Origin of the sequence: Alloprevotella sp. Lung230 (assembly GCF_014385435.1) — a bacterium.
Classification (GTDB): Bacteria; Bacteroidota; Bacteroidia; order Bacteroidales; family Bacteroidaceae; genus Alloprevotella.
This window is the reverse complement of the sequence record NZ_JACSUD010000010.1, coordinates 55,280-77,681: the sequence shown is the minus strand read 5'-3', so window position 1 is coordinate 77,681 and position 22,402 is coordinate 55,280. Positions and strand designations below refer to the sequence as shown.

Below are 22,402 nucleotides of genomic sequence, written 5' to 3'. Positions count from 1 at the left end.
CTTCACAGCGAGCCACCGCGATGCGGTCCGACCAGGAGCAGCATCGGCCGGTCTTGGAGCAAGGAAGCAGGAATGAGGTGAAAACGAATGTAAAATACCGACCCTTTTCGCAGCAAAGGATTGGTTAATTCGGGAAGAAACAGTATATTTGCCGGCAACACCTATCATTTATTCTTATGTTTCAACGATTTTTCCTCTTTTTCTTTGCCGCCGTCGCGGGTCTGCTGCCCATCGCGGCGCAAACCTACGAGCGGCAATGGCAGGCGGTGGAAACGGCCGCCGACAACGACCTGCCAAAGACGGCACTCAAGCACGTGCGCGCCATTCGCCAGCGTGCCACGCGCGACAAGAATGCGCCGCAGCTGCTCCGTGCGCTGCTCACCGAGGCGGTGATGCAGCAGGAGATTGCTCCTGACAGCGGAAAGGAGGCCCTCCCTCTCATCGAAACAGCGATGACGCAGGAGACACGCCCCGTGGAGCATGCCCTGTGGCAGTATGCCTTGGGACGCTTGCTCTTGATGCAAAATCGTTCCGACTACGATGGCGACACTCTCGATCGGCATCGAGGCAGCACCCTCTTGCTCGCCGCGCTGGCCGACGTGGAGCGCCTCGGACGCGCTCGCACCACGGACTATCTGCCGCTCTTCGACCTCGGCAAAGACAGTCGCTCCTTCTATCGCGACGACTTGCTCAGCGCCCTGCTCCTCCCCATCGAGGAGGAAGGGGGCATCTACTTCCTGCCCGAAGCCGCTCAGGAGGATTATCAAGGGGTGTTGCGCCGCGCGGTGGATTTCTACAAGCGTGAAGGCAACCGCCGGGCAGCCCTGCAGATGGAACTGGCGCTGACACGAAAAGCCTCTATGTCGGCCGAAAAGTGGCAGGCGCTCCACGACCAATACATCGACCTGTCGGAAAACGCCCAAACGTCGCTCCAACTGGCCGTCCATTTGTGGAACAACGGAAAGAAGGCGGAGGCCGTGGCCTTGGCCAAAGCCGACTTGGCGCGCTATGGACAGAAAGCGGGTGCCCCCCTCTTCAACATATTGCAGGACTGGCAGCAACCCTACGCCGAACTCTCGTTTGAGCGTCAGAATGCGGCCGAAATGAAGCGAGGGGCTGCTGAAGACGATTCGGAGCGCCTCTATCCCGGGGCTGCCCATCGGCTTCAACTCTCGTGGCGCAACGTGAAGCAGGTGGAGGTGCGCTTCCACCGCTTGGTGGGCATGCGCGGCAACGATGCACGCCTCAAGAACGTCTACGGAAAGGACGCTATGTTGCGCCTCCTCTCCCGCTGCAAGTCAGTGCAAGCCCTCACGCTTCGCCCCACGCTCACACCGACACCGGATTATCTGAAGCGAAAGGACTCGATGGCGTTCACCTGCCCCGAGGCGGGCATCTACGTGGTGCAGCTCATGGTCGACGGCAAGTGTCAAGATGCCGACCTTTATCGCATCGCCACAACGGCACGGCTCGACTTTTCGGCCAAGAGCTGGAAAGGGCGCCTGCACCGCACGCGTTTTGTCGACTTCATCACCGGCAATCCCGCCACGGCCGCTGCCGACAGCATCTACCTCGCTCCTGTGCAACAGGACGACTGGCGGCGCAACAACGATCTCCATTACGGCAGGGTGCACTACACCCGTGCCCGCATCTTCACCGACCGCGCCATCTATCGCCCCGGGCAGAGGGTGGAAATCTCGGGCGTGGTGTTCCAGCGCAACGCCGACCACTATCGCGTCTTTCCGGCGTGGAAGGGGAGGTTTGTGGTCTTCGACAGTCAAGCCAAAGCCCTCGACACGCTCCAAGTGGTGAGCGACTCGCTCGGCACGGTGGTGGCGACCTACACGCTGCCGAAGTATGTGCGCCCCGGCAACTTCTACCTCCGCCTCTTCGGCGAGGAGATATCAAGCGTGCAGCACAGTTTCCGCGTGGAAGAGTACAAGCGCCCGACTTTCCATGTCGAACTTGACACCCTCGCGGCTTCCGTGCGTCTGGGCGACCGCATCCGACTGCGCGGTCATGTCCGTGCCTTCAACGGCGTGCCCATCGTCGGTGCGCAGGTGAAGTGGCGCAAGACAGCACGCGCCCTTTGGTCTTGGCGCGAGGAGGAGGAGACGAGCAGCGACTCCACCTTCTCGGCCGAAGGAACGCTCACCACCAACGAGGCGGGCGACTTTGACATCGCCACCACCCTCGGCACGGCAGCGACCACCGAGGGAGAGAGCCTGGTGTTCACCTTCACGGCCGAAGTGCTGGCCGGCAACGGCGAAACGCAACGTGCCTCACGCTCGACCGTGGTGGGCGATGCGACGGACGAACGTCCTGCCGCTCCCCAACCCATCGAGGTGAGCGGTGATGGCAGCGAAGAAGCCATAGTGCGCGTCAACCGCCCCTGCTTCCTTTTCTACGACCTCGTCTCTATCGACAACGGCCTCGAAGAAAGCCGCGTGGTGGAGGTCACGGAGCCTCAAACCTTCACCCTCCGCTGGAAGACGGCCTACGGCGACGCCGCTACCGCCCACTTTGCTTTCCTGCAAAACGGCGTACTCACCTACCGCACCGCCACCGTGGAGCGACAGAAGCCCGACAAGAAGCTCCGCATGGAGTGGGGCACTTTCCGCTCGCACCTCCAACCCGGCAGCACCGAGGAGTGGACGCTCCGGGTGCTCCGCCCCGATGGTACGCCTGCCCGGGCCAACGTGATGGCCCATCTCTACGATGCCTCGCTCGATGCTTTTGCCAAAAGCAGTTGGACGCCTTTCACTCACACCTTCTGGCGCAGCCGTCCCGTGGGCTACTGGCAGCAGCAAAGCGTCTACACGCCGTCGTTCTCCTTCTGGCACGACACGCATCACCGCGAGCTGCCGACCTACGACTTCACGCAGTGGAAACCGATGATGTTCGACTACTCCGGCAGCCGCGTCTCGGCGTATATGCTCAATGAGAAAATCAGCATCGCCGCCCTTGAGGTACCGGTGAGCAAAATGATGGGCAAAATGCGGATAAGGGGCACTGCAAACATTGCCAATCTCGCTGATGAACAACTTGTGGGAGGAGCGACCCAGGAGTCGGCAGCAGAAGAGGAAGAAACTGCCCCCACGGTGCAACTGCGCCAAAACTTCAACGAAACGGCCTTCTTCTTCCCTCGTCTTCACACCGACGCCCAAGGGGTGGTGACCCTCCGCTTCACCCTTCCCGAAAGCCTGACACAGTGGAACTTCGACGCCTTTGCCCACGATGCGCAGTTCAACACAGGTTTGCTTTCCGACAAAGTGGTGGTGCGCAAACTGCTTTCGGCCGAAGCCGCTCTGCCACGCTTCCTCCGCGAGGGCGACCGCACCGAAATTCCCATCACCGTGCACAACCTCAGCGAGAAGCGTGCCCAAGGCAAAGTATTCCTCACGCTCGTCGATGCCGAAACGCAACGTACGCTCAAGACCCTCTCGCAGAAGTTTGATCTCGCCGCAGGTGCGGCCTTGCACCACGCTTTTGCCTACGAAGTGCCCGACGGCCTGAGTCGGCTCGTGGCTCGTGTGGTGGCCAAAAGCACGGAGTTCAGCGACGGTGAAGAGCGAGAACTTCCCATTCTCTCCCGCCGCATCGAACTGACCCACGCTGTGCCCTTCACCGTGAAGCACGGTGAAAACTACGACGCCCAACTCGCTGCCGCCCGCAAGCAACTGCTCGCAGCGCTCGAACGCGGTGTGCAACCACAGTTGGCCGTCGACACCTGCCGTGACGCCCGTGCCGAAGTGGCCAAGGTGGTGCCGCAACTCCTCAAGATGGCCGACAACGGTTCGGCCACGGACATAGCCACCGCCCTCTACGGCCTCGAAATCGGAGCAATGTTGCGCCCCTACACGCAACTCACCGACGAGGAAATCAACGTGCGACGTGAAAACCTCATCGCCCGCCTCGCCCAACAGCAGCAACGCGAAGGGGGCTGGAGCTGGTGGAGCGGCATGAAGCCTTCGCCTTGGATTACGAGTGAAATCGCCACTCTCCTCGGACGCATCAACACCCTCACCGGCCGCACCGAGACGGACGCCATGTTGCAACGCGCCCTCCACTATCTCGACCAAGTCACGCAAGAGAGTGTGGCCGAAATGCGCAAACATCCCAACACCGGCATCAGCGAATGGCACTTCCGCTACCTCTACCTCCACCGCATTCTCCGGCGCGCAGACACGGACGAGGTGCGCTACCTCCTCCGCCTCGCTGCGAAAAAGCGTAAAGAACTCTCCATGTACGGCAAGAGCGGCGTGGCGGTGATTTTGGCCGGGACACCCCACGACGCCGAAGCCCGACTGGCGCTGCAAAGCCTCATCGAGCACACCGTTGTTTCGGAAGAGATGGGCCGCTCCTTCGACACCGAGCGCGCTTTCTCCGGCTGGGCGAGCTACCGCATCCCCACCCAGACTTTCGCCATCGAAGCCCTCCAACGCCTCGCCTCGCCCACGGCCCAAATCGACAACGTGACCGTGGCCGACTTGGTGAGCGAGATGAAACTCTGGTTGCTTCAATCGAAGCGCACACAGACGTGGAACTCCTCCCGTGCCACGGCCGATGCCACCTATGCGCTGCTCCGCGAACCCGATGCAGCCAACGAAGGATTGACTTGGGGCGCAGTGTCGGCACGCTACACCCTCCCCGCGGCTCAAGCGGTGCAGAAAAGCAGCGGTTTCACCCTCGTCCGCCGTTTGGAGGTGTTACGCGGCAAACAGTGGCAACGCCTTGAAAGCGACAGCAGGCAGACGCTCCGCGTAGGCGACCACGTCCGTTGGGTCTATGAGGTGACAGCCGATCGCGACTACGACCACGTGGCGTTGCGCTCCACACGCCCTGCCTGCTTCGAAACGCTTCGTCCCCTCTCGGGCTACACTTGGCTCGATGGCTTGGGCGCCTACCGTATGGTGCGCGACAGCGAAAACGAATACTTCATCGAACATCTTGCCAAAGGCCGTCACACTTTCACCGACGAAATGATTGTGGACCGCGCCGGCACTTACGATGCGGGGCTTTCGCGCATTGAATGCGTCTTCTCCCCCGAGTTTGTCGCCAACTCCTCCCCCGACGCCTTCACCGCGCTTCCCGCAGCGCAGTAGCCTACACTCCCCCACCCTCTTTGCACGCCTCGAAGGAGGCTTCGCACAATGAGGCTTCACACATTGCCATCCCTAAGTTGGTCTCTCCGTACCAACTTAGGGATTTTTTTTAAAGGCCGAAAGAAAGGAAAAAAGGAGGAAAAAGCAAGGAGAGAGGGGAAGAAGGAATCCCTTCCGAGATATCGCCGGATGCGGCTCACAAGAAGGCAAAAAGCCGCCAATACTTTTGAAAACCTCTTAAAAATGCAAGAACAGTGGACCAGCTCCTACAAATACGATTTCTTTGCGCATAAAGTTTACTACGCATCGCTTTTATGCAATTTGGAGACGAAAAACTGTATTTATCGCTTTGTAAATTGAAGATAAGGGCGTAACTTTGCCCTGTAAAATGAAATCTCGCTTTGGCAGAACGAGTCCCATAATTCGGCACGCTGTCGGGCACAAACACACTATTTCACTTATCCTCCTTTATGAAAAAGATACTGGTCATTGGAGCTACCGGACAAATCGGTTCGGAACTCACCATGAAGTTGCGCAGCATCTATGGACACGACAATGTCGTGGCAGGCTACATTGTGGGCGCTGAGCCTAAGGGCGAACTCCTCGCCACCGGCCCTGCCGAGATTTGTGATGTTACCAACGGGCAGGCCCTGGCCGACATTGTGCAGAAGCACCACATCGACGCCATCTTCAACCTCGCAGCGCTGCTCTCGGTGGTGGCCGAACGCAAACCTCAGTTGGCGTGGAAAATCGGCATTGACGGATTGTGGAATGTGCTCGAAGTGGCACGCGAGCATGATTGTGCGGTGCTCACGCCTTCGTCCATTGCCTGCTTCGGCCCTGAAACGCCGCGCGACAACGTGCCGCAGGACACCATCCAGCGCCCACGCACCATCTATGGCGTAACGAAGGTGACCACTGAACTCCTCTCGGACTACTACTTCAACAAATATGGCGTAGACACGCGTTCCGTGCGCTTCCCCGGTCTCATCTCCTACGTCACCCCGCCCGGAGGCGGCACCACGGACTATGCCGTGGACATCTACTACGCTGCCGCACGCGGCGAAAAGTTTGTCTGCCCCATCGCCGAGGGCACGTTTATGGACATGATGTACATGCCCGACGCCCTCAACGCCTTGGTACAGCTCATGGAGGCCGACCCCACGCGCTTGGTTCACCGCAATTCGTTCAATATCGCAGCCATGAGTTTCGACCCCAAAGGCATCTACGAAGCCATCCGCAGACAACGTCCCAACTTCGAAATGACCTACCAAGTCGATGCCCTCAAGCAGAGCATTGCCGACTCTTGGCCCAACAGTCTCGACGACACGGCAGCCCGCCAAGAGTGGGACTGGCAGCCCCGCTACGACCTCGAAGCCATGACCACCGACATGCTCAGCAAGCTCGCCTTGAAGATGCACGCTTAACTGGACTCCTTCTCAAAAAAAAGAAAATCAAACGACCACCGCCGACTACTCACAGTGAGCAGTCGGCGGTGGTCGTTTGGCACTCCGGCTTCCCCTCATCAGCCGAGGAAGCGGGAGCAAGCGAGGCTGATGTCTATCGTGCCCCGACAGGGATGTTGGGATTGGTTTCGAGTTGGTGCAGCGCCGCCTTGTAGATGTCGCTGCGATCGTTGGCCAGTTGGAAGTATTCGCTGCGGTCCCAGAGGTCGAGCGCCACGAGAGCTTTGAGCATCAGGCGCAGGTCGGGGAGCGTCTTTTGGAGTTCGGCATCGTCCTTGGGCGTCACCTTCTTCTTTTTGGCCTCGTCAAGGAGTTGGTCGATGAGCGACTGCGGCACAACATAGTCGCGGCGGAAGTCGGCAAAGGTACGATATTGCTTCTTGAGCGCCTTACGTTGGTTGTCGATGTAGCGGAGCGAAATGGTGTTGAAGAGGTTGTTGCGGTTGATGGCGGTGTAGAACTTCGTGAACGCGAGGGTGTCGAGCGGCACGAACACGTCGGGCATGATGCCGCCACCGCCGTAGACGCTACGGCCGTCGACCAGCGTCTTGTAGACCTTCGTCGAATCAAGGTGGATGGAGTCGCGGTGGATGAGTTCGCCATGGGTGTAGCGCTTCTCAAAGTCTTGGGAGTATTCCTCCTTCTTGCCCTTCTCGTAGGGCTTCTGGATGCAACGGCCCGATGGGGTGTAGTAGTGACTCGTGGTGAGGCGGATCATGGAGCCGTCGGGCAGGTCGATGGGGCGCTGCACAAGTCCCTTACCAAAGGTGCGCCGCCCCACCACGAGGCCGCGGTCGTGGTCTTGAATGGCCCCTGCCACAATTTCAGCAGCCGAAGCGCTAAACTCGTTGACCAGCACCACCACGCGCCCTTGCTTGAAGAGGCCGCCACCCTGTGCCACAAACACCTGCTTGGGTTGGGTACGGCCTTCGGTGTAGACCACAAGGTCGCCTTCGTTGAGGAATTGGCTCGCCACCTCAAAGGCCGCGCCCAAATAGCCGCCGCCATTGCTTTCGAGATCGAAGATGAGGTCGCGCATCCCCTGCTTGAGGAGTTTGGCAATGGCTTCCTTCACCTCCTTGCCCGAAGTCGCTCCGAAGCGGTCGAGCTGAATGTAACCGATAGTCGGGGTGACCATATAGGCCGCACCGAGGGTGTTGACGGGAATTTTGTCGCGCGTCACGGTGAACTTCATCGGTTCCGGCACGCCCCGGCGCACGATGCGCAGATCGGCTTTTGTGCCGCGAGGACCACGCAGGAGGGTCATGATGCTGTCGCGCTCCATCTTGACGCCGGCAATGGCGGTGTCGCCCACCGAGATGATGCGGTCGCCGGCCAAGATGCCCACTTTTTCCGAAGGGCCTTTGGGCACCGTCTGGATGACCACGAGGGTGTCTTCGAGCATGTTGAACTGCACGCCGATGCCTTCAAAATTGCCTTCCAGCGGTTCATTCATTTTCTTCGTCTCCTTGGGGTTGGAGTAGGAGGAGTGAGGGTCGAGCTTTTCGAGAATACCATTGATGGCATCTTCCACCAGTTTCTTTTGGTCGACCGTGTCGACGTAGAGTTGCGTGATGGCGAGCTGCGCCAGTTGGAGTTTGCGGATTTGTTCTACATCGACACTTTCGTGCACGGGTTGTCGTTGTGCTGCGAGCGGCAGGACAGCCAAAGTGCAGAGAAGGAAGAGGAAAAATTGTTTCATAAGAGAGAGGGTTAGTCGTGAGGTTGGGGCAGGAAGGCCGAGACGTCCTTGCCGAAGGAGAGGAGTTCGCGCACCACGGTCGAGGAGATGTCGGCATATTCGGGCTCGGTGAAGAGGAGCACCGTTTCGACGTCCGAAAGGCGGTGGTTGATGCCGGCAATGTCGCGCTCATACTCAAAATCTTTGACCGAACGGATGCCACGCAACACGAACTTGGCTCCCACGCGCATGGCGAGGTCGGCGGTGAGGTCGTCGTAGGCCACAACGCTCACCCGGTCGTTGCCTTCGTAGACACGGCGGATGGCGGCCACGCGCTCTTCGGGCGGAAAGTAGGAGCGCTTATTGATGTTGTAGCCCACCCCAATGACCAAATGGTCGAACATCTCCAGACCGCGCCGTACAATACTGGCATGGCCGATGGTAAAGGGGTCGAAGCTACCGGGAAAAACGGCAATTTTGGTGGAGAGTGCCATAGGTCGGAGGATAGATGGGAGGAAGAAAAAAAGTGGAGTGGGCAAATGGGGAAGCCGCCCCGGTCTCTCGCACGCGCGCGTCCCTATCATTAGGGGAAGTTTTTTGCCTTCACGCCTTCACCGATGGCGACATCCCTCTCATTTACAGAGGGTTGAAGGTGAAGGCAAATGAGAAATAAAAGTTTCACCTACCTTCACCCGAAAGTCTGAAACACCCCGAAATAAGGGATAGGGTGAAGGCAGTGAAGGCAAAAAACAAGACTATAATAGTGTACGCGTGCGCGCGCGAAGGAAAGGAGGACGTGGTGAGAGGAAGGGGCAGCCGAATGAGTGGGCAATTTATGGATTTCGTGCCGCAGCGGCATCTACCTCCGAGGTAGTTTTACGCAGCTCTGAGCTAAAACTTTTTACCTCTGAGGTAAAATAGCCTTCTTCCCTTCGGCAGGGATGCTCTCCCGAGAACAGGAAGGGGGAAAGGAGAGAAAATCATTCGGCCTCCGGACTTTCCTCCACGAGGTCGTCTTCCACCACGAGGTTGTCGATGATGAAATTCTGGCGTTCCATCGTGTTTTTGCCCATATAGTAGGCCAGCAACTCCTTGACCTTATCGCTCTTGTGGAGGGTCACAGGTTCTAAGCGCATATCGGGACCGATGAAGTTTTTGAACTCATCGGCAGAGATTTCACCCAACCCCTTAAATCGAGTGATTTCGGGATTGGGAGAGAGTTTGGCGATGGCAGCCAACCGCTCTTCTTCCGAATAGCAGTAGATGGTTTCATATTCGGTGCGGCCGCTGCTTTTTGATTTTTTCCCCGTTTTCTTCGCTTCCGCACGCTCTTCCTTGGTAGTCTTCTTCTTGTTGCGCACGCGGAAGAGGGGCGTTTGGAGAATGTAGACATGGCCTTTCTTGACGAGTTCAGGGAAGAATTGCAGGAAGAAAGTCATCATAAGCAAGCGGATGTGCATCCCATCGACATCGGCATCCGTGGCGATAATCACCTTGTTGTAGCGAAGAGAGTCGAGTCCGTCTTCGATGTTGAGGGCGGCTTGAAGGAGGTTGAATTCCTCATTTTCGTACACCACCTTCTTGGTCAATCCATAGGAGTTGAGGGGCTTTCCGCGCAGGGAGAAGACGGCCTGCGTTTTCACCTCACGACATTGGGTGATGCTACCCGACGCTGAGTTACCCTCGGTGATGAAAAGGCTCGTATCGAAACGTAAATCCTCGATTTCATCGGGATTTTGACCACGTTTGGGTTTGGGAGCTTCATCGCTGAGGTGGATGTGGCAGTCGCGCAGTTTCTTGTTGTGCAAACTGGCTTTCTTGGCGCGCTCACGTGCCAACTTCGTCACGCCGGCAATGGCTTTGCGTTCCTTTTCGCTCTCTTGGATTTTCTGCTGAATGACTTCGGCAATATCCAGATTTTTGTGCAAAAAGTTGTCGACCTGCTCTTTGATGAAGTCGCCTACAAACTTATTGACGCTCACGCCGCTCAGTTCAAAGGTATTGCCTTTGGCATCCTTGTCGGGTGCCATGGTGAGCGAACCGAGTTTGATTTTGGTTTGCGACTCAAAGGTAGGTTCGATGACACGAATGGCAATGGCGGCCACAAGGCCGTTGCGCACATCCTGCACATCGTAGTTCTTGCCGAAATACTCCTTGATGGTGCGCGCGATGTGCTCCTTAAATGCACTTTGGTGCGTACCGCCCTGAGTGGTGTGCTGGCCGTTGACAAAGGAATAGTATTCCTCACCATATTGGCTGGTGTGGGTAAAAGCGATGTCCAGATATTCGTTGCGCAGGTGTACGATGGGGTACAGCCCCTGGGCGGTCATGTTGTCGGTGAGCAAGTCTTCCAAACCGTTGCGCGAGATGGTGCGGCGGCCGTTGATGAAGATGGCAAGACCGGTGTTGAGGTAGGTGTAGTTGCGCAACATCGTTTCGACAAATTCGGAGTGGAAACGATAGCCGACAAAGAGGGTGGCATCGGGCTGAAAGAAGATGTAAGTACCGTCTTCTTCCTCGGTGGAACCGCTATTATCCTCAATCAAGCGTCCGGCTTCAAAGATGGCTTCGCGATACTTCCCCTCGCGGTAGCTGCGCGCCACAAAACGGGAGGAGAGGGCGTTGACGGCTTTCAGACCCACGCCGTTCAATCCGACGGAGGCCGTGTATTGGTCGCTGTCGTACTTAGCACCGGTGTTCAACTGAGAAACGGCTTCAATCAGGCTGCCCGGCGGAATGCCTCGACCATAGTCGCGAATGGAGGCGGTGAGGTCGTCGGTGATGTCTACTTCTATTTTTTTGCCAAACCCGGCGTTGAACTCGTCGATGCTGTTGTCGATGCTCTCTTTGAGCAGGACGTAAATGCCGTCCTCGGCATGCGATCCGTCTCCCAAGCGCCCGATGTACATGCCCGGACGCATACGGATGTGGGTCATATCGTCGAGGTGGCGAATGGCATCGTCGCTATAATCGGCGGCGTTACGAGTGGGTTGCGGCGTGAGGTCTTCTGTCATGTTGAGAATAGGGAGAGAAGGTTAGGGGAGAAGCGTGCAGTACTGACTTACAACGTCTTCTGATAGCAGCGGCGGCGTTTATGGAGCTCCACGTCAAGATAGTTCCACTGGTTGGCACTCTTGTCGTTGGTTTCCAAGATGGGGTGTCCTTCGGCATATTCAAAGCCCATCTCTTTGGCGATGGGAATGATATCGGCAAAAAGGAGGGCATTGACCCCTTTGTTCTGATATTCGGGCAACACGCCGACGAGCAGCAGGTCGATGATATGCGAACGCTTCCAATAGAGGGCTTTGAGCAGGTGCCACCATCCGAAGGGGAAGAGTTTGCCTTTGGCCTTCTGCAAAGCACGGGAAAGGGAGGCCATACCGATACCCATCGCCACCGGTTCGTTGTCTTCGTTTTCGACAACCACCAGCAGGCGCAGGTCGAGGAAATGGAGGTATTGGTTGGCGTATTTGTCGATTTGTCGGCGATTGATTTCACTGAAACCAAAGAGAGGGGCATAGGAGCGGTTGATGACATCGAAGAGGCGGTAGATGTAGTTGCCGTCCTTGATTTCTTTCACGCTCTTAAACTTGCGGATGTGCAGATTGGAACGCTTGCGCACGATTTCCGCCACACGGAAGTAGCGTTCATAGTCGGCCTCATGACCGGGACGCGGCACATAGATTTTCCGTTCTGACCAGTCGATTTCGCGCTCGTAGCCGTGGGCTTCCAAATGTTCGGGATAGTAGGGATAGTTGTAGATGGTCGACATCGTGGAGAGTTGGTCGAACCCTTCGATGAGCATACCCTCTGCATCGAGATCGGTGAAACCCATCGGCCCGATGAGTTTGTCGCATTGGTATTCACGTGCCCAAGCCTCAGCGGTATCGAGCAAAGCGCGGCTCACCTCAAGATCATCGATGAAATCAATCCATCCGAAGCGGGCATTGCGGGTGTTCCACGTCCGATTGGCTTTGTGGTTAATCAAGCACGCCACGCGTCCCACAACCTCCCCATCTCGGTAAGCCAAGAACAATTCGGATTCGCAAAATTCGTACGCCCCGTTCTTTTTGGGATTGAACGTGTCGAGCATATCCTCATAGAGATCGGGCACAGAGTAGGGGTTGTCCTTGTAGAGGTGGTAGTTAAAACGAATAAAGGTTTTCAAGTCTGCCTTAGACGTTACTTTTTTGATTTCTACTGCCATGAGAGATTGTGGATTGTGGAGATTTCGGAAAGATTTTGAAGTTCGCCGCCCGCACCGCTGAAAAAGAGCAGGGTAAGAAAGGACGGAAGGCGCTGACGCTTACCGTGAGCGAACGTGCAAAGTTACTCATTTTTTGTGGGAAAGGTCGTAAAAACACCCTCTTTTCTGGGAGTTTCGACTGCAAAGGCCGCCTTTTACTCTGAAAAGCGAGGAATTCCAAGAGGAGTAGCCTTGGGACGCAAGTAGGAGTCTGCACCAATTTAGGGCAGGTCCTTCAAAGCAAGATGCCCCGGTTCGCCATAATCAAGGCGGGTGCGGAAGTGGGCAAGAGCCGCCCATTCTTCAGGCAGAGGCGGCAGGTCGGGTTTCGTCCCAAGATGATCTAAGCGCCGCAGCAAATCGGCCACGGTGAGTTGGTAAATATCTATATCGAGTTTGAAGCGCGAAGGTTCGGTTTCACTCTCGGTGGTAACATATAGTACGCCGGCCTCTTCCAAGCGTCGAAGTTCGCTCCCGACCACGGAAAGGGGCAACCGTGTTTCGCTCGCCAACGCGGTAAGGGTGTAGGCTGGAGCCTCTTTCAGAAAGGCACGCACAATGGTGCGCATCAACCCCAGTGCAACGGCATCGTGCTGGCAGGCACTGAGCCGTGGAGCGGTGAGCGCCCCATCCTCGGAGGAGGTTTGAATGGTTTGACATAAAATTACGCCTCCCAAACAGATAATCCATGTGGCATATACCCACACCATCAACAGCGGGAGCACGGCAAACGATCCATACACGGCATTGTAGCTACTCAAAAACATTTGTCCTTGAATGTAAAACTGCTGAACGAGGCAAAAGAGGAAGCCTGCCAGCGCGGCCGGTACAACGATGGAGCGCCAATAGACATTGACCACCGGAATGAACTTATACATCATCCCCAGCACTACACTGCTCAACAGCCATTTCAGGATAAACAGCAATATGGGCATAGACGACTGCACCAGGTCGTATTGCGGGAGATAATCAAACAGTTTGAGGACATAGAGCCAAACTCCGCTCAACAAAAAGATGGAGAAGATGAGAAACACAATCAGCCCTAAATAGGAGAGCGAAAATGCAAAAAGGCCGCGTGAGGTGGTCACTCCCCACAAAGCGTTGAATTTCTCCTCAATGTTATTAACGAGCGAGATGAGGGTAAAGAGTAAAAACAAGAAACTCACGCCAATCACCATATCATCCTGCGTGCGAGCGATATAGGAATTGGCAAACCCCATCAGTTGGTCGATGACATTCTCCTGTACATTCAGGTTGGAGCGCAGTTGCATTTCAATGTATTGTTCCAACCCGAAGCCACGTCCCAGTGCTAAAATAAGCGCCAGCAGCGGCACCACAGATAGTACGGTGGTGTAGGTGAGTGCTGCCACATTGGTGGTGAGAGAGCGTTGCTGCATGGCTTTCACCGCAATGCGTGCAATTTTCAGTACGTCCTGCGCAACCTGCTTCCACCGCAACGCAGTAATATAAGAAGTGATTGAGGATATGAGATTCATGATGGAGGAGATTTTAATAAAAAGCAAAAAAGAAACCCAACACAAGCCTTGTTCTTTTCTTCTAAAAAATAAAGAAGACGATGGGTTGGCACAGGAAGCAAAAGTAATCGTTTTCCACGAAACCCACAAGGTCTCTTCCCGACTTTATACGCTTTTTTATCCACATTTTTCCAGAAAAAGCATCGTTTTCCTCGTTAATTCGCTAAAAGGCTTGGTGCTTTCAGAAATAAATCCCTATATTTGCAACCTTAATTCATCAAAAAACACGATCTTATGAAAAAAACTTTACTCACTCTTCTCGTGGCTGCAACAGCTACTTTCACTGGTTTTGCGCAAAGCAATCTTCTGAAAAACGGTGATTTTGAAAAATGGAACGGCAACAATTTGGCCGCCTGGGGTGCAAAAGGCTCAAAAGAAGCTCCAACTGCCACCAATGTAGAAGTGAAGCAAGCTACCGGCCGCACAGGTCACGGTGCTGAAATCACGGAAGTCTCCAATAAAGGTAAGTTCAGCAATGTTCGTTTGTCACAGAAACTTTCCCTCAAGAAAGGCGACTATACACTGACTTTCTGGGCTAAGGGCGCAGTTAATGGCAAGCACGCTTTGGGAGGTTACGTTTGTGAAGATGATGGTGCCATTAAGACCAGCAACTATAACTATTCTGCCAAAACAGCACTTTCTAAAGACAGCTGGACAGAAGTCAAATACAACTTCTCACTCCAAGGCGACAGCACCGTTTGGGTTATTTTGCGTAACGACAAGGGAGCTGGTTCTATCTTCGTAGACGATGCTATGCTCACCACCACTAATGGCGGTAGCGTAACTCCTGATCCTACACCTGACCCTACGCCTACCCCCACTCCTACCGGCGATGAAATCTACTCAAAGGCACTCACCGACAATGCTGATGGTTGGACCCTCGAACAAGGTACTCTCCCCAAAGGTCTTAGCCACGTTTGGGCACAAGACGCTAAATATGGTTTGAAAGCTTCGGCTTTTGTTAAGTCTAACAAGTATGCTGCTGAAGCTTGGGCTATTTCTCCCGAAATCACTTTGACAAAAAACAATAAATTGGCGTTCGACCATGCTGCAAGATACTTCAAAAAGGTGGAAGAAGAACACACCCTTTGGGTGCGCGAAGGAAAAACCGGCGCATGGCAGCAACTCACCATCCCCACATACAGCGATGGTAAGTCTTGGAACTATGTGTCATCCGGTGAAATTGATTTGAGCGCCTACAATGGCAAGACAGTACAGTTCGGCTTCAAGTACATCAGTACCACTAAGGATGCTTCCACTTGGGAAGTGAAGAACTTCAAGATTACAGGCACTCCCTCTGCTATCGAAAGCCTCTCTACCGGTAAGGTACAGCAAGGTATTTTCGACCTCAGCGGTCGTCGCGTAGAAAATGCCACTAAGGGCATCTTCATCATCAATGGTAAGAAGGTGATTAAATAATCTCTTTCCCTACCCCACCCTACAATCCCTGCAAGCGCATTTGTTCGTTTGCAGGGATTTTTGTATCTTCGCCACAGAAAATTCAATTATCATTTCATCCTTTTTTTGTGCTATGAAACAAAAATTCCTCCTCGTTTCTCTTTTGGCGGCGGTAATGTTCCTCTGCTCCCCAGGTTCGACCTCGGCACAAGCCAACTTCAACGTTGTGCCCCGCCCTCTGAAAGTCACTCCGGCAGTTGAGAAAGGCGACTTTGCCCTCAATGCGCAAACCGTCATCGTATGCGGAAAAGCCGCTGAAGAACAGACGAATGCCCGCCATTTGCAACGCTTCCTGACAGAACGTACCGGTTTTGCACCTGCCATTGTGCACAAAGCACCGCAAACCAACGCCATCGTTCTCAGCCAAAACCTGAAAAACGACAATCTCGAAGCCTATCACCTCACCGTGACTGCCGACCGCATCCACATCAACGGAGCCAGCGCAGCAGGTACTTTCTATGGCATTCAGACGTTGCGGAAATCTCTGCCCCACAACAGCCACAAAGGTGAAATCACCCCACCCAAAGGCAAGCAAATCTACATTCCTTTCGTCACCATCGACGACGCCCCTCGTTTCGCCTATCGCGGTGCACTGCTTGACGTGGCACGCCACTTCCTCAGTGTGGACAGCGTGAAGCGCTTCATCGACATGATTGCGCTCCACAACATCAATCGTTTCCACTGGCACCTCACCGACGACCAAGGTTGGCGCGTGGAAATCAAGAAGCACCCCCGCCTCGTTGAGGTGGGCAGCAAACGCCCCGAAACCGTCATCGGACACAACAGCGGCAAGTATGACGGAATTCCCCACGGAGGCTATTACACTCAAGAGGAATGTCGCGACATCGTGCGCTATGCTGCCGAACGCCACATCACCATCATTCCTGAAATCGACCTCCCCGGCCACATGCTCGGTGCACTCACGGCCTACCCCGAATTGGGTTGCACAGGAGGCCCTTATGCTGTATGGCGCATTTGGGGTGTGAGCGACGACGTGCTCTGTGCCGGAAATCCAAAAACCTACGATTTCATCGATGATGTTCTCGATGAAATCGTCAAAATCTTCCCTTCTGAATATATCCACGTAGGGGGGGACGAATGCCCGAAGACTCGTTGGAAATCTTGCCCCAAATGCCAAGCCTTCATCAAGCAACACCAACTTGAAGGCGATGGCAAGCACACCGCAGAAGAACGCCTACAAAGCTATGTTATCCGTCATGCCGAGCAACACCTTTCTCGCCGCGGCCGCAAAATCATCGGTTGGGACGAAACACTCGAAGGCGGACTGGCTCCCGGTGCCACCGTTATGTCTTGGCGCGGTGAAGCCGGTGGTCTCGAAGCGGCACGCAGCGGCCACGATGCCATCATGACTCCCAACACCTACCTCTACTTTGACTACTATCAAGCCAAAGATACGAAGCAAGAGCCGATGGCTATCGGAGGATACCTCCCCCTCACCACGGTTTATAGTTACGAACCCGTACCTGAAAAGGCCACTCCCGAAGAAGCCCGCCATATCATAGGTGTACAAGCCAACCTTTGGACGGAGTACATTCCCAACTTCAAGCAAATCGAATACATGGAGTTGCCGCGTATGGCTGCGCTTGCTGAAATCCAATGGACACCTCGCAACACGAAGAATTTCCCCGAATTCATCGAGCGTTTGACCCGTTTGCTCGATCTCTATCGCGAGCAAAACTACAATTTTGCCAAGCATGTCTACAACGTCACCGCTTCCTATCAGCTTGATGCCGAGCGCGGCATAGTGGCTACCCTCTCCACGCTTGACAATGCCGACATCCGCTACACCCTCGACGGCAGCACACCCACAACTTCCAGCACGCTCTACAAAGCGCCCATCGTCCTTCAAAAAGATGCCCAGTTGCGTGCCGCCGCCTTCCGCAACCTCGGTCGTCCTCGCGCCGGCAGCCGTCCGATGGTCGAGCGCAGCCAAGTGGAGCAGGAAGATTTCCACTTCTCCCTCAGCACGGCCAAAGACATCCGGCTTCTTCAAGGCATCAACGACCGATATAAGTTTGCCGGCCCCTCCGTGCTGGTGGACGGTCTGCAAGGCAGCAACCTCAACTTCCAGTCCGGACGCTGGTTGGGCTTCAGCACCGAAGACCTCGAAGCCGTCATCGACCTCGGTCGGCCCACGACGGTGAGCAGCGTGTCCTTCAATGCCCTTGTCGAAAAGGCCAACTGGATTTATGGGCCACGGCGTGTCGTGGTGAGCCTCTCGACCGATGGCCAAGACTTCACTCCCGTTGTCCGGCAGGACTATCTGCCCATGGGCGAAAAGGATCCCGATGGCATCCTGCCCTATCGCTACACCTTTGCCCCGCAGTCGGTGCGCTACATCAAGGTGCACGCCGTGCCCGAAAAGGCCATCCCCACTTGGCACACCGTTGCCGCCGGCAAACCGGGTTTCCTTTTTGTCGATGAAATCGTGGCAAGATAGTCCGTTTTGCCTTAACTCCCTGCTGAACACCGCTGTCATTGAGGTTTTCCTCTTTGACAGCGGTTGTTTTTGTACTCCTTCTAAATGCCTCCGCTCGACCAAAACTCTACATTTTTTTTGAAGCCTCCTCTGTTTACATATAGACATCTCGCCGGAAAAATCAGCCACAAGACTTTGAGTTTAACACAGTTTTAACACTTTCATATCCTCTACTATCGGACGAACTGCTACCTCTGAGATAGAATGATCTACCTCTGAGGTAATTGAAACTACCTCTGAGATAAATCCACCTACCTCTGAGAAAAAAATCGCCCCTCCGCCTTCGCACGCGTGCGCCTCACACTACACAATATCCCTGCATTTTGCCTTCACTGCGTTCACCCAAGCCGATAAATCCCTCATCATCAGTGCATAGTAGGAAGACACGAGAAAGAGAAAAGTCTCCACTCTCCGGTGAAGGCAGCAACGCCTTTGCCTTCACCCGTAACCACCTGAATAATAAACCAATAAACCAAAAGGTGAAGGATTGAAGGCAAAAAACACGGACTATAGTAGGGTACGCGCGTGCGCGCGAGGACATTCTCCGGTGGCCGCACTCTGCAACATCGGATCGCCCCGCCTTGCGGGTTTCCGATATTCACCCCCTCCGGAGACGCTCCTTGCGGCAGGTCCGTCGGGCAGTGCCTTCTTCACCCTGAAGGGAACGGAACTGAAAGGGATGTCCATCGGATGGAACGGAACTTTATCAGGCTTCCGACGACCCTTGGTGCTGCTCCAGATTGCCCCACGATGTTTTTCAAAAAAACATAGACGCCAACTCCTTCTGAGACAAAATCACTCAGCGGCAGTTGGCGTCTATGGCTTAGTTCAATGAAGGGTGAGGCGAGCGGCACAGTCAATATAGACCGCGCCGCTCATTCACCGCAGGAAAATCAATAGAAGATGGAGGCTACGGGATGAACTCCAGCCACCACGGTGCGGAGGAACTTTCCCGTGCGGTCGTAGATGTGGATGGTGCCTTGCGAAACGTAGTTGCCCACGGCAGCGTCAGAAGCTAGATAGACGTCGCCGGTGCGGGGCGCGATGTTGATGGCGGTGGGAGCAGGCGGCATGTGGCCGAGATCCTTGCCCCAAGCATGGGAGGTGTCAGCCGTGTGGCTGCGGGTGTCCCAAACGGCATAGGTGGTGTTGGCTTTGGGATTCTTGTAGTCGGTGTAGTCCACCACATAGTTCACCACGTAGAGGCTGTTGCCATGGGCTGCAGCCATCGTTCCTTTGCAGTATTCAGCCGCACGATCGGCTGCATCGATGCGCCAGATAGTGCCCGGAATGCTGCCGTAGTTGCCGTTGCACACGACGAAGATGTTGCCATTGGCGTCCTGCGTGAGTTTGCCGGGGTTCATCCCCACCTTGACATCCTGCTTGGTATTGGTGAAGGTGCGCAGGTCGATTTTGGCCACGCGGAAGCCATTGACATAGTTCTTGCTCCAGTTGTAGCCGTCGCTCACAGCGACATAGAGGAAATTGCCGCGAGCTTCGAGGTCTACGGGGTTCGGGCCGACTTCGATTTTGCTCACCACTTTGAGGGCAGTGGTGTCGATTTTTGTCACGTAGCCATCGTTGTTGCTCACGTAGATGTTACCACCGGCAGCGGTGATACCTTCGGGGTCGGTGGTGGGGATTTGTGCCAGGATTTTGCGGGTGTTGGCATCGATGGCCCAAACGAGGTCACTGCCATAGACGGCGATGTAGAGCTTCGAGCCATAGATGACGCCATCCTGAGGAGAGTCGCCGAGACTCTGGCCGTTGGCACTCTTAAAGATGCCGTGGAGGGGCTTGTAGTCCTTAAAGTCGAAGTAGGAAAGGATGCCCTCGATTTTGCCTTGATTGCCTTGGTTGAGCACATAGACACCATTGATGCCTGTGCCGGGTTGGAGCGGTTCGATGTGGTCTTCCTCGTCGTTACAAGCCGTGAAAGCCAAGCCCACAAGGGCGAGGGGAAGAAGGTGTTTGAAGAGTTTCATAAAAAAGTGGAGTTAAAATGAATAATTTACGGAGAACTGATAGGTGCGCCCGGGCATGGGATACCGGCGCACGATTTCGTAAGTATGGTCGGTCAGATTGGTCACAGCGAGGAGGCAGTCGAGCTGCCGGCGATGCGAAATCGGTAGGCGACGACGCAAGGTAAGGCCGAGTTCGGCGTAGGCCGGAAGGCGCGTAGTGGGGGCGTGCTCGTGGGTGCTCCATCGCTCGGAGGCAAAAGTGGCGGTCACGCTGAGTTGTGCCCAAGGATTGTCCCATCCCAAGGCCATCGTGCCGCTGTGGGCAGGAGTGTAGGCCAGTTGCTTTCGGCGTGTGGGGGTGACGCCGGAGGTAGCATCTTCGACCTGTTGGAAAGAATAGTTGGCCGCAAGGTTGAGGTGGTGGCGGGCAGCCAGTCGCAGTGAGGCGTCGAGGGTCAGATCGAGGCCTTGAGCTTCCACCCGCCCGAAGTTGGCCGTCTGCCAGATGTAGGGGTTTCGGGGGATGGCGACAATGCGGTCGGACACGCGATTGGCATAGACATCAAAAGTCAGGTCGAGCCGCGTCACCGGAGTGTGGCGGGGAAGAAGATGGAGGGTACCGCCCAGTCCGAGTTGGTGCGTAAGTTCGGGACGCAGATGAGTGTTGCCCAAGCGAAAATAGTAACTTTCGGCAAAGGAGGGCATCCGAAAGAGCTGTTGCGCATAGAGGCGCAGGGTGAGGGCAGCCCGTGGGGTGCGGACGGCCCGATAGGCCAGCGAGAGAGAGGGGGTGAAGCGTCGGGCGTTGCGCGCAGGATCTTCGTGCTCCCAAGGCAGTCCGTTGGGGGCGCGGTCAGTGCCGTGAAGATCGTTCCAATGCCGATGGTGCAGCAAGCGTGCCGTGGCCGACCAGCGGGACACGCTCCAACGTAACGAAAGACTTTGCTGAAGCGAATGGCGGCGGACATCGCGCCAAAGGGTACTGCCAAATTTCAGCGTTTCGTAGGTATAGTCGACCGCATAGGCCGCGGAGAGGTCACGCGTCCATCGGTAGGCCGCGCCGGCAGTGGCATAGGCTGTGCGCTGGCGGTAGTGGTGTTCATCGCGCCCATCGGGATATTGCGGATCGAGGTTGAGATAGTGGGTGTTGTGTCCTGCGGCTTTGGCAGCGGCCATCCATTCCCAGCGCCCGTGGGTGTGGCGATAGGAGAGTTGGGCCGTCAGGTCATGGTCGGCGGTGTGCTCCGTTCCGGCACGGGTGTAGAGCATCACGGGGCCGGGCAGGCGACGATGGTCGGTGGCATAGGTGAGGTCGGCCGAGAGTTGTGTGGCCGCGGTGTTACACCGCCAGCGCAAGGCAGTGTGGAGGGTGTTAGTAGCGCTGTGGCTGCGGCGTTCCCGAGTGGTGAGGCGGCCGTTGCGCAGGGTGAAGGGGTAGTCGTTGTCGCCATGGGCCCAGTCGGCCACGGCAGCCAGGGTGTGCTTTCCCCACCGTGTGCTCCACAAGGTCGAAGGGGCCATCGTGCCAAAACTTCCCACGCGCAAACCGACCTGTCGCCCTTCAGGACGGCTCTCCAAGGCGATGACAGCCGCTGCGAGCGTGCGCACCGGCACAAGCAGGCGGGCATCGTCGGTGAGCTGGAGGGAAAGGCTGTTGAGTTGGGTAAAATCAAATTGCCCAAAGTCGATGGCACCGCTGCGAGCATCGAGCACGGGAAGCCCGTCGAGCGTCACTTGCGTGTGGGCAGCACCCAATCCGCGCACACTCACGGTCTTCACGCCTCCGGCACCGCCATAGTCGCGCAGATTGATGCCGGGCAACTGACGCAGGGCATCGGTGGTCGACACGATGCCGCGCCGGGCAAACCCTTCGGCACGGATTTCCCAACGAGGGGCGGCCTCTTGGTGCCGTTGGGGCAGACGGAGGGTGGACGCCTGGGCTTCGCGCAGCAAACTGTCGCGCGCAGAGGCAGACGATGGACTATCGGAGGAAGGGAGCACAGATTGAGCCTTGGCACCAAGGACAGCACCAACACTCAGCAGCGCCATCCATAAAGACAGCGAGCAAAGGGAAGTGTGGAACATAAAAAAGAGCTTCTTCGCCTCCTCTCCTCGGAAGAAACGAAAAACGAGAACAGCGGCAGGTCTTCTGACTTATCCCCGGTCGGCAATCGTCTTCCCATCGTGAACTTTCGCTCAACGACAGTGACCTGTGATTGCCGCGCAAAGGAGGAATTACAGCAGCGGGACTGTGTCGGACTTGCACCGACTTCCCTTTTCACCGCGACCGAATGCTTTTTGCTTTTGTGCATCTCGCGACACCGCTATCTGAGTTGTGGAAGCAAAAATACTACTTTTTCCTCATAGAAACAACGCCTCTCTTCAGAAAAGAAGGACAAACGAGACATCGCCCCCTTCCCACAAGGCGGAAAGGGGACGATGAAAGG

At 55.8% G+C, this 22,402-nt stretch carries 11 protein-coding genes and 1 riboswitch; of the genes, 4 read left to right on the top strand and 7 right to left on the bottom strand.

Going from position 1 to position 22,402, the window contains the following annotated elements:
• Positions 1 to 176: 176 nt before the first annotated feature.
• Both H8527_RS06795 and H8527_RS06790 read left to right on the top strand, forming a co-directional pair.
• A complete protein-coding gene (locus H8527_RS06795) occupies positions 177 to 5,105 on the top strand; it encodes an alpha-2-macroglobulin family protein (protein ID WP_187546753.1) in 4,929 nt (1,642 codons plus the stop codon).
• 470 nt (positions 5,106 to 5,575) lie between these two features.
• A complete protein-coding gene (locus H8527_RS06790) occupies positions 5,576 to 6,532 on the top strand; it encodes an NAD-dependent epimerase/dehydratase family protein (protein ID WP_187546751.1) in 957 nt (318 codons plus the stop codon).
• Positions 6,533 to 6,665: 133 nt separating this feature from the next.
• Here the strand turns inward: H8527_RS06790 and H8527_RS06785 are convergent, their stop codons facing one another.
• The 5 genes from H8527_RS06785 to H8527_RS06765 form a co-directional block, all read right to left on the bottom strand.
• Positions 6,666 to 8,273: a S41 family peptidase gene (locus H8527_RS06785; protein WP_187546749.1), complete on the bottom strand. Its 1,608-nt coding sequence runs from the start codon at positions 8,271 to 8,273 to the stop codon at positions 6,666 to 6,668.
• 11 nt (positions 8,274 to 8,284) lie between these two features.
• Entirely contained in the window at positions 8,285 to 8,746 is a 462-nt protein-coding gene (gene coaD, locus H8527_RS06780; protein ID WP_187546747.1) for a pantetheine-phosphate adenylyltransferase, read from the bottom strand.
• A 486-nt stretch (positions 8,747 to 9,232) separates the two neighbouring features.
• Positions 9,233 to 11,266, bottom strand: a complete 2,034-nt coding sequence (locus H8527_RS06775) for a DNA topoisomerase IV subunit B (protein ID WP_187546745.1) — start codon at positions 11,264 to 11,266, stop codon at positions 9,233 to 9,235.
• A gap of 47 nt (positions 11,267 to 11,313) precedes the next feature.
• On the bottom strand, positions 11,314 to 12,459 hold the full coding sequence (locus tag H8527_RS06770; RefSeq protein ID WP_187546743.1) for a GNAT family N-acetyltransferase: 1,146 nt from the start codon (positions 12,457 to 12,459) through the stop codon (positions 11,314 to 11,316).
• 260 nt (positions 12,460 to 12,719) lie between these two features.
• Positions 12,720 to 13,994: a YihY/virulence factor BrkB family protein gene (locus tag H8527_RS06765; RefSeq protein ID WP_187546741.1), complete on the bottom strand. Its 1,275-nt coding sequence runs from the start codon at positions 13,992 to 13,994 to the stop codon at positions 12,720 to 12,722.
• Positions 13,995 to 14,267: 273 nt separating this feature from the next.
• On the opposite strand from H8527_RS06765, the gene H8527_RS06760 reads away from it, so the two are divergent.
• Positions 14,268 to 15,452 (top strand): choice-of-anchor J domain-containing protein, encoded by a 1,185-nt coding sequence (locus H8527_RS06760; RefSeq protein ID WP_187546739.1) that lies wholly within the window; start codon positions 14,268 to 14,270, stop codon positions 15,450 to 15,452.
• A 112-nt stretch (positions 15,453 to 15,564) separates the two neighbouring features.
• Positions 15,565 to 17,952 carry a glycoside hydrolase family 20 protein gene (locus H8527_RS06755; protein ID WP_187546738.1) on the top strand — a complete coding sequence of 796 codons (2,388 nt, stop codon included), beginning with the start codon at positions 15,565 to 15,567 and terminating at the stop codon, positions 17,950 to 17,952.
• Between the two features lie 932 nt (positions 17,953 to 18,884).
• Here the strand turns inward: H8527_RS06755 and H8527_RS06750 are convergent.
• Together H8527_RS06750 and H8527_RS06745 are read right to left on the bottom strand one after the other, a co-directional pair.
• Positions 18,885 to 19,976 carry a YncE family protein gene (locus H8527_RS06750; RefSeq protein WP_187546736.1) on the bottom strand — a complete coding sequence of 364 codons (1,092 nt, stop codon included), beginning with the start codon at positions 19,974 to 19,976 and terminating at the stop codon, positions 18,885 to 18,887.
• 12 nt (positions 19,977 to 19,988) lie between these two features.
• Positions 19,989 to 22,040 (bottom strand): TonB-dependent siderophore receptor, encoded by a 2,052-nt coding sequence (locus H8527_RS06745; RefSeq protein ID WP_187546734.1) that lies wholly within the window; start codon positions 22,038 to 22,040, stop codon positions 19,989 to 19,991.
• Positions 22,041 to 22,076: 36 nt separating this feature from the next.
• A riboswitch (cobalamin riboswitch) is annotated at positions 22,077 to 22,296 on the bottom strand.
• Positions 22,297 to 22,402: the final 106 nt, after the last annotated feature.